Source organism: Candidatus Binatus sp., from assembly GCF_036567905.1.
Lineage (GTDB): Bacteria > Desulfobacterota > Binatia > Binatales > Binataceae > Binatus.
On record NZ_DATCTO010000031.1, the window covers coordinates 1 to 12,081 of the forward strand.

12 protein-coding genes are annotated in these 12,081 nt (G+C 59.8%); 8 read left to right on the forward strand and 4 right to left on the reverse strand.

The window, feature by feature from the left end:
• Positions 1-406: cyclic nucleotide-binding domain-containing protein (locus tag VIO10_RS04385; protein ID WP_331959926.1), on the reverse strand; the 406-nt coding region annotated here is incomplete at its 3' end.
• A 321-nt stretch (positions 407-727) separates the two neighbouring features.
• Here VIO10_RS04385 and VIO10_RS04390 point away from each other — a divergent pair.
• Positions 728-1,711: a hypothetical protein gene (locus VIO10_RS04390; RefSeq protein ID WP_331959928.1), complete on the forward strand. Its 984-nt coding sequence runs from the start codon at positions 728-730 to the stop codon at positions 1,709-1,711.
• An 85-nt stretch (positions 1,712-1,796) separates the two neighbouring features.
• Here VIO10_RS04390 and VIO10_RS04395 read toward each other — a convergent pair whose 3' ends face one another.
• Positions 1,797-1,940, reverse strand: a complete 144-nt coding sequence (locus tag VIO10_RS04395) for an integrase core domain-containing protein (protein WP_414645315.1) — start codon at positions 1,938-1,940, stop codon at positions 1,797-1,799.
• On the opposite strand from VIO10_RS04395, the gene VIO10_RS04400 reads away from it, so the two are divergent.
• The 6 genes from VIO10_RS04400 (at position 1,899) to VIO10_RS04425 (ending at position 5,995) form a co-directional block, all read left to right on the forward strand.
• Entirely contained in the window at positions 1,899-2,063 is a 165-nt protein-coding gene (locus VIO10_RS04400) for a hypothetical protein (RefSeq protein ID WP_331959931.1), read from the forward strand. The two genes, VIO10_RS04395 and VIO10_RS04400, sit on opposite strands and share 42 nt — an antisense overlap.
• Positions 2,064-2,075: 12 nt before the next feature.
• The gene (locus tag VIO10_RS04405) at positions 2,076-2,270 is read left to right on the forward strand and encodes a hypothetical protein (protein WP_331959934.1); all 195 of its coding nucleotides are present in this window, start codon (positions 2,076-2,078) and stop codon (positions 2,268-2,270) included.
• A 312-nt stretch (positions 2,271-2,582) separates the two neighbouring features.
• Positions 2,583-3,908: an FAD-dependent oxidoreductase gene (locus VIO10_RS04410; protein WP_331959937.1), complete on the forward strand. Its 1,326-nt coding sequence runs from the start codon at positions 2,583-2,585 to the stop codon at positions 3,906-3,908.
• 32 nt (positions 3,909-3,940) lie between these two features.
• On the forward strand, positions 3,941-4,297 hold the full coding sequence (locus VIO10_RS04415) for a ferredoxin family protein (protein ID WP_331959939.1): 357 nt from the start codon (positions 3,941-3,943) through the stop codon (positions 4,295-4,297).
• Positions 4,298-4,314: 17 nt separating this feature from the next.
• On the forward strand, positions 4,315-4,608 hold the full coding sequence (locus VIO10_RS04420; RefSeq protein WP_331959942.1) for a hypothetical protein: 294 nt from the start codon (positions 4,315-4,317) through the stop codon (positions 4,606-4,608).
• 31 nt (positions 4,609-4,639) lie between these two features.
• Positions 4,640-5,995 (forward strand): hypothetical protein, encoded by a 1,356-nt coding sequence (locus tag VIO10_RS04425; RefSeq protein WP_331959945.1) that lies wholly within the window; start codon positions 4,640-4,642, stop codon positions 5,993-5,995.
• Between the two features lie 426 nt (positions 5,996-6,421).
• On the opposite strand, the gene VIO10_RS04430 is transcribed toward VIO10_RS04425, so the two are convergent.
• Together VIO10_RS04430 and gor are read right to left on the reverse strand one after the other, a co-directional pair.
• The gene (locus tag VIO10_RS04430) at positions 6,422-8,287 is read right to left on the reverse strand and encodes an APC family permease (RefSeq protein WP_331959948.1); all 1,866 of its coding nucleotides are present in this window, start codon (positions 8,285-8,287) and stop codon (positions 6,422-6,424) included.
• Positions 8,288-8,948: 661 nt separating this feature from the next.
• The gene (gene gor, locus VIO10_RS04435; protein ID WP_331959951.1) at positions 8,949-10,310 is read right to left on the reverse strand and encodes a glutathione-disulfide reductase; all 1,362 of its coding nucleotides are present in this window, start codon (positions 10,308-10,310) and stop codon (positions 8,949-8,951) included.
• Between the two features lie 309 nt (positions 10,311-10,619).
• Here gor and VIO10_RS04440 point away from each other — a divergent pair, with 309 nt between their 5' ends.
• The gene (locus tag VIO10_RS04440) at positions 10,620-11,960 is read left to right on the forward strand and encodes a catalase (protein WP_331959954.1); all 1,341 of its coding nucleotides are present in this window, start codon (positions 10,620-10,622) and stop codon (positions 11,958-11,960) included.
• The last annotated feature ends 121 nt before the right edge of the window (positions 11,961-12,081 follow it).

Consider the following 12,081-nt stretch of genomic DNA (forward strand, 5'->3'; position numbering starts at 1 on the left):
TGTAGCTCGCCGCCAACCGTTTGAAGTCTGCCGAAGCGATTCCGAGCGATATTTCGACGAAGGACTCAAGATCGATCGTCCCTATCTGGCAAGGGGTAACCGCTTCGCAGCGAAAATTGTAACTGATGCCGGGTACCGGCGGCGGGAAGCCGGGGATCATGCCGGGCGCGACCATGATCACCAAGGTACGCTGACCCTTGCGATTGCGGCATGTGATTCGCGCCACTCCTGCCAGCAGGATGTATGCGGAATCGGGTGAATGTTTCTCGTCGAAAATGATCGCGCGTTTTTCGACCGTGCTGACGGTCAGCGCGGCGGAGAGCTTTTCGAGCTGGGGCGCGGTGAGCCAGGAGATATTCTTAAGGCTCCGCAGTCTTCGGATGGCGGATGCTCGAACACGACGCATCCCCGCAATGTAGCAGACGCATTGGTGCGCGAGCAGGCTGACTCGCGCGACAAATATTCATTCGATCGGTTCAGTTATCCATGTAACCGATTCGTCCCAGCGATGGCGAAACCATTTGGAATACTCAGCGGTGCTGATCGGGACTATATCGACGTGGATATTGCCGTCAGGGGAGAAATTCCACCACGCACTCGACGATCGGTCTGTGGAATCCGAGACACCTTTGTGCTTCGTTTCGCCTTTTGCTTTTCCGGATAAATTATGGGCGAATGTACGTTCGATGTTCAGCCGGTCGGGGCAAGATGCCCTAGAGGAGCCGCCATGCCGAGTGAAGTATTGCGAGAGCTGATTCTTAAACTTGCCGAACCCGATCGGCTTGAGATCATCCGCGAGGCCGCGATACGTGACGATAGGCCGTTGCTCTTACGCGGAGACGCAGAGGATGGACCCGTGGAAGAGGCCGATTCTTGGGTAACTCAAAATGGCGCCAAGATACTCCCGCACCTCTTACGAAGAATCGATCCTTCAGACGATGAGATGGTCCATCTCGTTCAAAGCGGAGTGTTGCCTTTTGACCGTAGTCTGCTAGAGCCGCGCGAATTTCTTGTTCGATTCAACCACCCGGCGATGCGCGGTGCCTGCGATGGTGGGCTGCCACTTTCCGAAGTCGCAGCCACCTCATTGGCGCTGACCGAACTCATTACATCGCTTTTGGCGGCAAATCGCTCCTTTGGCGCGGATGCCGTGATGCCGACTGTACGGGTTGCCGCAGGCTCGGTGGACTTTCTCGCAACGGGTTCTGGTTTGATCCTCGGCGGGTTGGGCCTACTCGCTACGTGCGGGGTCGGTGTGATTTCTGCTCCTGTCATAGCAGGAACGGACGTCCTCACAGGTGCTATCGATCTGACGCTGAATTGGCAGAAGCGAAGTTCCGAAAAGGGAAGAAGCGACGCCGAGAGGGCAAAAACCGATGCCGAGCGGGCAAGAGCCGATGCCGAGCGGGCAAGAGCCGACGCCAAAAAGATCGAAGCGGAGACAATAGGTCAAGAACTGGAGAATGAGATCAACCGCGTCCGACTAGGCAACTTGCCGGCTCAGGCGGAAGCCCATCGGGTGGAGAAGCCTGAAACGCATCCAGCGTCATTCTTTGTACCTTTTGCGCTGATTGAGCGAAGCTCCCAACAAAATGGTTTGGCGGCAGCGCACGGTGTTCATCTAATCAATCGAGGATTGCCGTCGCTATTCGGAATTCTGCGAGTTATACCTGGACTGCTGATTACCGTTGAGAATATAGCGAGGCAATAGTTAGCAATCGCCGACTGATGGGCTCACGGGTTTTAGGTGCATGTTTCCGCGATTATTAGTGGCCTGCCCCACAATTTCCCGCCAATCATAAGTAGAGTCCGCCGGTTTTTTCGCCCTCCTGGGGCGGTTGCATTTCCTGTCCTTTAAGCACCGCGAACTCGGTCGGCGTCAAGGCGCCGAGACTGCCGTGCGGTCGCATGTGATTGTAATCGTATCGCCACGCTTCGATGGTCTCGCGTGCTTCCGCAGCCGAGTCGAAGGGATGGGGATCACGGAGGTAATCACCGCGCCACGATCACCCTGGCAGAAGGCGTACGTCGAGCGCGTGATCGGTTCGATTCGCCGCGAGTGATTGGATCACATCGTGATCTTCAACGAGCGCCATCTGCGCCGCGTCCTGTCCTCGTACGCCGACTACTACCAACGCGCCCGCACTCATCTTTCGCTCGATAAGGATTGCCCGGACCCGCGCCCGATCATGCCGCGCCGGATCGGAAAGGTGATCGCCATCCCTCAGGTCGGCGGCCTGCATCACCGCTACGAACGCCTCGCCGCCTGATTCGTCCCGGATTCCTGCTCACCAATGGTTGCGCGGCGGCCGGTACGCCGTCGCCTGAAGACTTTAGTATCGGATGTTTTCCGATCTCGATCAGGTCCGCCGTTTGTGGTTCAGATCGCCTCCGGCCTCGCTTAAACCGATCAATTCAATATCGATTCTCGCAGCCGCTAGAATTTCGGCTCAGACGTGATATTCAGTAGCGGCAGGCGCTGTTTGCGCGCATCGGCTCATCCGCGCTAAGCGTTAGACCGTCGTGACACGCTGGGTGCGCTGCAATTTCTGGTTGTGTTCAGCAAGACTGCCGGGGGCCGGATGGCCGAACGCTGTGACGTAGCGATCGTTGGAGCGGGGCCGGGCGCTTCGATTGCCGCATACATCCTCGCCAAGGGCGGGCTCGAAGTTATTATGTTCGAGCGCGGCGACTACCCGGGCTCAAAGGCGATGTTCGGTGGTGTGCTCTATACGACCGTGCTCAGCAAGTACTTCCCGGACTTTCCGGGAGCAAACTGCGTCGAGCGCCACATCATCGAAAAGCGTTTCTCGATGCTTTCAGAGAGCAATGAGCTTGCGCTCTCGTTCAAGTTCCTCGATTTCGAGCCTCCTTATTACAACCATTCGTTCACGGCCCTGCGCGCGATATTCGACCGCTACCTTGCCAAAAAGGCCGAAGAGGCGGGCGCAGTGCTGGTCACTCAGACGGTGGTCGACGAGGTAATCGCGAGCGAAGGCCGGGTGGTGGGAGTTCGCGCGCGGCGCGAGGGTGGCGAGGTGCTGGCCAACGTGGTGATCGCCGCCGACGGCGCCAATTCGCTGATCGCGCAGTCGGCGGGGCTTCGCGGTGAGCTTCCGCTCTCGGTGATCCTCGGCGTCAAGGAGGTCGTCTCCCTGCCGCGCGAAGTCATTGAGGATCGCTTTTCGCTGGAAGGAGATGAAGGCGCGGCGTACGAGTATCTCGGCGGCGGCGCGGTGCGGGGCGCGATGGGGGCGGGCTTCCTCTACACCAACCGCGACACGATTTCCGTAGGCTATGGGATCCCGCTTGGCGCACTCAAAGCGCTGGGCATCCAGCCCGACGAGCTGCTGAACGAATTCAAGATGCATCCGGTGGTGCGCCGTCTGCTGCGTGGCACCACGCCGGAGGAGTACTCGGCGCATCTGATTCCGGAGATGACGCCGCACGATCTGCCGCATTTCGTGGGCGACGGGATTGTCGTAATCGGCGGCGCCGCCGGGCTGGTCAATGCGAACCCGCTATTCCACGAGGGCACCAATATGGCGATGGCCTCGGGCGTGATGGCGGCCGAGACGATTCTCCAGGCGCACAAGGCGGGCAACTTTTCGGCCAAGGCGCTCGAGCCCTACGCGAGCCGGCTTCGCGAGAGCTTCGCGTGGCAGGATTACGATCGCTATCAGGGGCTGACGCGGATGGCCGAGACCCATCCCCAGTTCTTCAACAAATACCCCTACGAATTCATCAAGCTCGCGCGCAAGCTGTTTTCTGTGGCGCCCACCGATGACGGGATGCAGGTGCCCAAGCGCGCGCTTGAGCTGGCGGTCGCGGACCACGTGCTCGCCGAGCTCGGGCTGATGAGCTTCGGCCTGGACCTTCTCGATGCCGCCAAGGCGGCCATGTTCTAAGGGCAGAGGCCGGGGAAGGAGAACCGGTTGAAATGGCAGCGGAAGTCAAAGGCCCATCCGACATTGCGAAGCCCACCGGGTTGGCGAACTTCCTAGGCCCGCCCAAGTTGCTCGGCCGCGATGACAAACTCGCGACCCTGGTGATAAAGGTGGACGAAGGAAGTCCGCACCTCAAGATCATCGATCAGGGGGTCTGCCTCAAATGCATCGAGAAACCCTGCACGGTGACATGCCCGGTTGAAAACTACAAAGTCGAGGACAACGGTCACACGACGATATACTGGAGCAACTGTATCGAGTGCGGCACCTGCCGGATCATCTGCCCGTTCCACAACATCTCGTGGCGATACCCAAGTGGCGGATTCGGCATGACCTACCGCTACGGCTGAAGCGAGGAGATCGGAAGATGCGAATTAAATCGCGCGCCGGGAATTTCAATATGATGATCGAGGACGTCGCGGTTGAGAACGGCGAACTCGTAATGACCGGCAAGATGGGAGTGTGGTCGGCCAAGACCATGCTCAGCGTCGATGAACTGCGGCAAATGCTGGGCACAATGAAGGTGAGCGCCAACGTGCTCGATTTCGCCGCGCTGTTCGCCTTCCGCTACCTGGTCGGCCTGGTCGAGGAAGATCGCCGCCGACGGCTGGCGCCCGGCGCGCAAGCCGCCGCGCCCGCGCCGGTACCGAAGCCACAATAGAGCGCGCTGGCAAGCGCAGGAGGATATTGACATGGCTGATGAAATCAAACTGTCGGAACTCGAACAGGTCGACGAGGCGTTCAACTTCCCGCTCTTTGAAGCAATCTTCAACCGGCGCTCGCGCCGCTTCGGCTTGGGCATGGAGATCAAGGAGGGCCCCAACAAGCACAAGTCGCAGCACCCGCCGCTGCCGCTCGATGAAGTTGAGGAAGCGATCCTGATCGCTGCTGGCACCGGTATCTCGGGCCTCAACCTGTCCGACATGCCGCACACGCCGCGCCCGGACAATCTCGATGACGTCCAGAACTGGGACGGGATGTGCAATACGATGGTCGAGCACGTGGGGCGCACCTGGGCGAGCCCGTGCGGGAATCACGGCACCGAACTCTTTTATAGCAATGACGAGGGTGTTTACCTGATGAAGTTGCGCGACGTGCAACCGGTGCATTTGCAGGAGGTCGCCTCCAAGAGCGATCGCGATCGGCTGCTCGATTTCGTGCGTCAGAACCGCGTCAAGCTGTTCGATGGCAGGCTCGATATCCCGCGCAATACCGGCGCGATCATGTCATTCAATCTCTGGAACGCGAACATGCCCGGCACCACTCTGTTCATGCCGGTGACCGACATCACCGAGGAAATGATCAATGCCGTGATGTTGCAGGCGGACCTGGGCCAATATGTCGTCGATGATCGCAACAATATGCGTCCCTGCATCGACCAGCGCTGGATTCGCGAGGGCTGGGTCAACACCCCCGTGCCGCTCTCGATGTTCGAGAACCAAATGATGCTTGCCACTGCCGGCGCCGAGGGCGCGTTCATCGGCCACAACATACTGCTGGCCGAGCAGGCGCTGGGCCTGGGCGGATGGTTGTACGGCGGAATGAATAGCCTGGTGGTCATGGGCGGTACACCGACAGGCTGCGGGCTCGGCTTTCGCTTCGAGTCGAACCCGAAGAACCCTGACGCCTTCCCTGCGCCGATCGGAATCGACGGCGAGTTCGAGACCTTCCGGCCGCCCTACTACAAGGACATGGACGCGGCGGTCGATGCCGTGGTGGCGAAGAAGTTCGGCCCCAACGGCACCTTCAACCCCTTCGCGAAAAAGCCGGCGCCGTACAAGAACCGCGCAGACTTCCTCCGCCAGGTACCGCACACGCCGGAAAAGACCATCCAGATCTGCAAGGAGACCTGCCGCTATGTCTGGGATACGTTCGGCACCTTCCCCGCGTTCGCTCCGCCGGCGGTGCTCTATGTCTACATCCAAGCGCAGCACATCGAGCTTGAGTTTTACGACAAGTATTACGATGGCCCCGCTTATCTGAAGAGCCACAAGGATCACATGCGCAAGTGGCATGCGGGCGCGGCGAAGATGAGCAAGGTCGCCTGAGCGATACGGGCGGACCTGAGCCCGCCGATGAAGCCGCAGCCGCGGCATGCTCGGGATGCTCGGGATGCTCGGGTTCATGGGAGCATCGCATCCGATCGCGAGGTTGGAATGGTCGTGGAGGCTCCCACGCAGATCCCGAACAGGCCTGTGGCTACTAAAAACCCCGAAAGCGGCGAAAAGTCCGTAGTTTTGGTATGGTCCGCCGTGGTGTTCCCGGCACGCTCGCGCGTTTTATAGCTTCTGTTCCTGGCTGTCGATTCGGACTGAAAATGAGATGGGGGAACCTCGGATCGGGGTTTTCGGTAAGGACAGCGGTCCTCGAATGCTTGAGCCGGATGAAGCTGCGTTCGAGGGTCGTTCGCCCACTTCAATTGGTAAGATCACCGCTCCGCGTCTTCCTGACCCGGCAACCTGCCTTCACCGCCGCTAACGCAGATACCAGGGCACATTGACGATCACGATTCGGTGCGTCCCCTGCGTCAGCAGACGAGCCGCGAGAATCCGGGCGCGCTGGTTGTGAAGAAAATATTGGTACCATTGCCGTTCGACGAGCTCCGGGAGCAGCACCGCGATGGTGCGATCCGGGTTCTTACGCTCGATCTCCAGGACATGATCGATGATCGGCTGCACCACGAATCGAAACGGTGACTTGAGCACCGTCAGCCGCGGGACGGTCTGCTTCGCCTCACGCGCCGGCTCTTCCACGCGCGACGGCCAAACCCGCTTGAGCGAGTTGGTACTTTCTTCGCTTTCGATATGCAGCACTTCGACCTCGCGCGACAGCGTCATCGCGAACCGTAAGGCATTCTTTGCGATCGTACTCCACTCGATGATCGGCACTATCACTATGGGTTCTTGCAAATTATCGAGTTTCAGATTGCCGGGCGCCGCAGTTTCTCGGTCGATTCTTCGATAATGGCGGCCGACCGCGAGCATCAGGACGACCAGCGACGGCACCAGCAGCACCACCATCCAGGCGCCGGCCATAAACTTGACGACAGCCACGACCACTACCGTCACGGCAGTGGCAGTTGCGCCCAGCCCGTTCACCGCCATGCTGGCGCGCGCACCGCGCTCCTGCTTCTTCCACCAATGCGCGACCATCCCGCTCTGCGACAGGGTGAAGGCCAGAAAGGCTCCGACTGCGAACAGCGGAATCAGCCGGTCGGTGACACCGTCAAACACCAGCAGCAGGACTCCGGATAGGATCGCCAGGAGCGAGATGCCCTCCGAGTAGACCAGCCGCCGCCCCTGGTTGCCGAACGAGCGAGGCAGATAGCCGTCCTCGGCCACGGCGCGGCAAAGTCTCGGGAAGTCGGCAAATGAAGTATTCGCCGACAGGCACAGCACCAGCAGAATCGAAACGATGCTTACCCAGTAAAAGATTCCCCGGCCGGCGACCGCGGCGATCAATTGAGATAGAACGCTCTGGTACTGTGAGGTCCCCGGTTGGGTCGCGCCGATGTGGTAGGCATGCGCGAGGTAGGCGATGCCGAGCAGCAGCACCATCAGGATGACAATGATGATCGTGAGAGTGCGGCGCGCGGCCGGCACTACGGGCTCGCGAAACGCCTGAACGCCGTTGCTGACCGCCTCGACGCCCGTCATTGCGGTGCAGCCGCTCGCGAACGCGCGTAACAGCACCCACGCGCCCACGGCTTCGGTGGCTTTGGCGAGATGCGCCGGGGAAACCACGGGGTGCGGATGCCCGCCCGAGGAAATCGTTGCAAAGATACCCCAGAACACAATCGCGCCGAGGCTCAGAATGAAGGCGCAGGTCGGCAGCATGAACAGCGTGCCCGCCTCGCCGATGCCGCGCATATTCACGAAGGTCAGCAGAATCAGAATGACGAGGCATAGCATGAGTGTGTAAGGCTGAAGGGCCGGTACGGCCGAGATCAACGCGCCGATGCCGGCCGAGATTCCGACCGCGACATTCAGCACGTAGTCCGTCATCAGGGCGGCCGCGGCCAGAAGACTGGCGTTCGTGCCGAGGTTTTCGCGCGCGACCGTATAGGAGCCGCCGCCGCTGGGATACGCCGCGATGGTCTGCCGGTAACTGATGTAGATGATGCCGAGCAGAATGGCGATGGCCACGGTGATCGGAAGGATGAACGTCAGTCCCGCAGCACCGAGCGGCAGCAGCACGGTCAGTGCCGCCTCGGGACCATATGCGGCGGAACTGAGCGCATCGAGTCCGAAGGTCGGCACGCCGGCGGCGGTTCCGATGCGTTGCTGGCCCGCCTCGCTGGAGGCAAGCCGGCGTCCAAGAATCGTATCGATCAGTGACATTCCGGGGGCCGTGAGTTCGCGCGAGAGGGCACCCTATTATCTTATGAGATAGCCCCGTCCCGCGCGAAGCTCTCGATAAGGGATTAGTGGGACGCGGCCCTCAACCTTCCTCTATCGTCCAAGCCTCCACCGTCCAAGCCCGACCGTTCTCTTTTGAAGATGGATCGATCGACGAGTCGATCTGTGGTGCGTCAGGCATGGACGGAACCGCCTCACTTACCAACAGAGAAATTGCCGGCATGTTGCGCACGAACTACTCGAAAGACACTTTCTCCAGTGCCGTCAGATGAGTAAATGACGCCGGGTCCCCGCGCTATTTCGGGAATTTGAGGGGAAGGTCCCCAGAGATAGGGGACTCGGTGGCGGAGATGGGGGTCGGACTGGCGGTGTCACGAGAGATTCGAGGTTCACTCGTCATATCCGATCCACGAAAACTCCACTATCGGCCTGCCGTCGCGTTCAATCGGCGACCCGGGGCCAGTTTTTGCGCCGGCGGCTAGTGTGGTGTCCCGTAAATAAGATGCCTAAGAAAAGCAGCAAATGTGGGCATTTTTGGTCGATTTAAGTTAAACGTATTTGCGGGACAGCATACTAGAAAGTTGTCATGCTCCCGCTCTCGACCCTCGTCTACATCCTATATCCGTACCGCTAATGCCTCGCGTCAGGCCGGCGCCTTCTCACGCATCGTGACGAACTCCTCTGCCGCGGTCGGATGGATTCCAATCGTTGCGTCGAACTGCGCCTTGGTCGCGCCGCATTGCAGCGCAACGGCAAAGCCCTGGATTATCTCGCCCGCGTCAGTACCCATCATGTGACAGCCGACGACACGATCAGTCTTGCGATCGACGATCAGCTTCATGAAGGTACGCTCGTCGCGGCCGCTGAGCGTGTGTTTCAGGGGACGGAAGTTCGATTTGTAGATATCGATTTCGCCGAAACGCTGACGCGCCTCCACCTCGGTCAGACCGACTGTTCCGATCGTCGGCTGGCTGAAGACCGCCGACGGCACGTTGTCGTAATCGACGCTCATCGCGTGCTTGCCGAAGAGCGTCTCCGCCACCGCACGCCCTTCGGCGATCGCGACCGGCGTCAGGTTCTTGCGATTCGTCACGTCGCCGATCGCGTAGATATTCTCGGCCGATGTACGCGAATAGCGATCGACCACGATCGCGCCCGCCCCATCGAGCATCACGCCCGCATCCTCGAGTCCGATTCCATGCGTATTCGCGGTACGCCCAGTCGCGAACATAATGAGACTTGCATCGACCGAGGCGCCTTGGGTGAGCGTGACGTGCACGCCTCCGCCGTCGCCCCGGTCGATTCGGCTGACGAGGGTTTCGAAGCGCAGGTCGATTCCGCGCTTGCGCATCTCTGCCGCCAGTGCGACGCGCAAATCGTCGTCGAATCTGCGCAGGAAGATCTCACCGCGATGGATCACCGTGACTCGCGCGCCCAATCCATGGAAGATTCCCGCAAACTCGAGGCCGATATAGCCACCGCCAACAATGACTATCCGCTCCGGCATCCGATCGAGATAGAATGCTTCGTTCGATGTGATTGCGAGTTCGGCGCCGGGAATTCGCGGGACCGTCGGCCATCCGCCGGTTGCCACAAGAATATATTTGGTGGCGACGCGTTCGCCGCCGATCGCGATAGTATGTGCGTCAACGATCCGCGCGCGGCTCCTGAGTATCTTCACGCCCGCGTTGATTAGCAGGTTCTCATAGACACCGTTGAGACGCGTAATTTCAACATTCTTGTTCGCGACTAGCTTGTTCCAGTCGAAGCGGCGCTCATCGATGGTCCAGCCGAAGCCGGCGGAATCCTCGAACGCCTCGCTGAACTCGGAGGCATACACGAGCAGTTTTTTCGGAATGCAGCCGACGTTAACGCAGGTCCCACCGAGGTAGCGCTCCTCGGCGACGGCGACGCGCGCGCCGAGACTTGCCGCGACGTGGCTCGCGCGTACACCGGCTGAACCAGCACCGATCACGAAGAGGTCGAGGTCGTACTTTTCGGCCATCGAAATACCGCCCGTCAGGTTTGATCCGTCGCAGGTTGCAAGCCTAGCAGCCCATCTCGATGAATCAATCGGAGGCGATTCCAATACGACGAACGGCCGACGTGTGACCGTCACCCGTGCGAATGCGGCGGGTGCTTCGCTCAGCGCACGTGATCTTCACGTGGAGAGATTATGGTCTAATCGACCACCTTTGGCCTCAAGACCGGGCTCGAACTTCGCGTTTGCAAACCGCCCAGCGTGGGTGCGAGTCTGATTCAGGATTCAAAATAGGTCCATATATGGGAATCCCGGTTAATAAAGGAGATGACCATGGCCGATAAGACACCCCCTATAACGACCACCGATGCAGGCATTCCGGCCGCAAGCGACGAAAATTCACTTACTGCCGGCCCGAATGGTCCGATCCTGCTGCAAGACCATTACCTGATCCAGAAGATGGCTCAGTTCAACCGCGAACGGATCCCCGAACGTGTGGTTCACGCTAAAGGCGGAGGCGCTCACGGCTTCTTCGAGGTCACCGAGGACGTGACACCTTGGTGCAAAGCAAATTTCCTGAGCAAGAAGGGCCTGCGGACGCCCATGCTGGCGCGGTTTTCCACGGTCGCCCAAGAAGCGGGATCCGCCGATACCGTCCGCGATCCCCGCGGGTTCGCGCTCAAGTTCTACACCCAGGAAGGCAACTACGATCTGGTCGGCAACAACACGCCGATTTTTTTCATCCGCGATCCGCAGAAATTCCAGGACTTCATCCATTCGCAAAAGCGCCGCGCCGATAATCATCTGCGCGACAATAATATGCAGTGGGACTTCTGGGCCTTATCGCCTGAATCCGCGCATCAGGTGACGTTCCTGATGACGGATCGCGGCATTCCGCGAACCTGGCGGCACATGAACGGCTACGGCAGCCACACGTTTCTGTGGCAGAACGCGGGCGGCGAAAAGTTCTGGGTCAAATACCACTTCAAAACCGTGCAGGGCATCGAAAATTTCACCGACGCCGACGCCAGGGCGATGGCGGCGGAGGACAAGGACTACCATCTGCGCGATCTGTACAACTCGATCGCCAAGGGCGACGCACCGGAGTGGCGACTCGAGATGCAGATCATGCCCTTCCAGGATGCGGCCGACTATCGCTTCAATCCTTTCGACCTGACCAAAGTCTGGCCGCATAAGGACTATCCGCAAATCCCGATCGGCCGCATGGTACTGAATCGCAATCCGGAGAATTATTTTGCCGAGATCGAACAGGCTTCCTTCGAGCCGGCCAATATGGTCCGAGGTATCGGTCCGAGTCCCGACAAGATGCTCCTGGGCCGGCTTTTCAGCTATCCCGACACCCACCGCCACCGCATCGGCACCAATTATCTTGAGTTGCCGGTCAACCGGCCCCTGTCTCCTCTACACAGCTACAACCGCGACGGCGCGATGCGCCACAGCAATCCGCCCGATCCGGTCTATGCACCCAACTCGTTTGGCGGGCCCAAGGCAGACCCGGCCTACGAACTCCCGAATTGGCAGATCGAAACGGGCGAGATAGTGCGAACCGCGTACGTAAAACACGCCAACGACGACGACTTCGGGCAGCCTGGCACGCTGTATCGCGAGGTGTTGTCCGGCACTGACCGCGACCACCTATTGAGCTTCGCATAATATACTTACAAGGGGAAGAGGTCGGCCTGCTGCCAGAAGGCCATGACCAGGGAGGGTCTGCGGCGCATCCGCTTGAGCGCGCGACGCGCGTGCGCGCTCAACTGCGCGAAGGTGTTGGGGC

Bases quoted from the DNA above. Each gene is read 5' to 3' on its own strand.
- VIO10_RS04390 (WP_331959928.1), top strand. From the start codon at position 728: ATGCCGAGTGAAGTATTGCGAGAGCTGATTCTTAAACTTGCCGAACCC.
- VIO10_RS04410 (WP_331959937.1), top strand. From the start codon at position 2,583: ATGGCCGAACGCTGTGACGTAGCGATCGTTGGAGCGGGGCCGGGCGCT.
- VIO10_RS04415 (WP_331959939.1), top strand. From the start codon at position 3,941: ATGGCAGCGGAAGTCAAAGGCCCATCCGACATTGCGAAGCCCACCGGG.
- VIO10_RS04420 (WP_331959942.1), top strand. From the start codon at position 4,315: ATGCGAATTAAATCGCGCGCCGGGAATTTCAATATGATGATCGAGGAC.
- VIO10_RS04425 (WP_331959945.1), top strand. From the start codon at position 4,640: ATGGCTGATGAAATCAAACTGTCGGAACTCGAACAGGTCGACGAGGCG.
- VIO10_RS04430 (WP_331959948.1), bottom strand. From the start codon at position 8,287: ATGTCACTGATCGATACGATTCTTGGACGCCGGCTTGCCTCCAGCGAG.
- gor (WP_331959951.1), bottom strand. From the start codon at position 10,310: ATGGCCGAAAAGTACGACCTCGACCTCTTCGTGATCGGTGCTGGTTCA.
- VIO10_RS04440 (WP_331959954.1), top strand. From the start codon at position 10,620: ATGGCCGATAAGACACCCCCTATAACGACCACCGATGCAGGCATTCCG.